1 protein-coding gene is annotated in these 538 nt (G+C 66.9%); it reads right to left on the bottom strand.

All coding sequences use genetic code 11. The features are described 5' to 3' along the window. Positions 1–538: AIR synthase-related protein (locus tag FLO80_RS23725; RefSeq protein ID WP_223145546.1), on the bottom strand; the 538-nt coding region annotated here is incomplete at both ends.

The raw sequence follows: 538 nt of genomic DNA, 5'->3' as shown, positions 1-538 counted from the left end.
CGGAGTGGCGCCCTCGCGAACCTGGATCACCGCGCCCAGTTCCTCGCTGAACAACACGGCCGCCAGCTCTTCGCGGCTATCGGCCAGGGCATCGAGGTTCAGCTCGACGCCGCAGTGACCGGCGAAGGCCATCTCCAGCACGCTGGTGATCAGGCCGCCGTCGGAACGGTCGTGGTAGGCGAGGATATGGCCGTCGGCATTGAGCCCCTGGATCACCGCGAAGAAGGCTTTCAGGTCCTCGGCGTCGTCGACGTCCGGCACGGCGCGGCCGAGCTTGCCGTGGACCTGGGCCAGGATCGAGCCGCCGAGACGGTTCTTGCCGCGGCCGAGATCGATCAGGATCAGGTCGGTCTCGCCCTTGTCCAGGCGCAGTTGCGGGGTCAGGCTCTGGCGCACGTCGGCGACCGGGGCGAAGCCGGTGACGATCAGCGAGACCGGAGAAGTGACGCTCTTGTCCTCGCCATTGTCCTGCCATCGGGTCTTCATGGACATCGAGTCCTTGCCCACCGGGATGGTGATGCCCAGTTCCGGGCACAGT

It is taken from the genome of Aquicoccus porphyridii (genome assembly GCF_008369105.1).
GTDB classification, from domain to species: Bacteria; Pseudomonadota; Alphaproteobacteria; order Rhodobacterales; family Rhodobacteraceae; genus Aquicoccus; species Aquicoccus porphyridii.
Note: the sequence above shows the minus strand (reverse complement) of the source record. Positions and strands in the feature narration are given on the sequence as shown.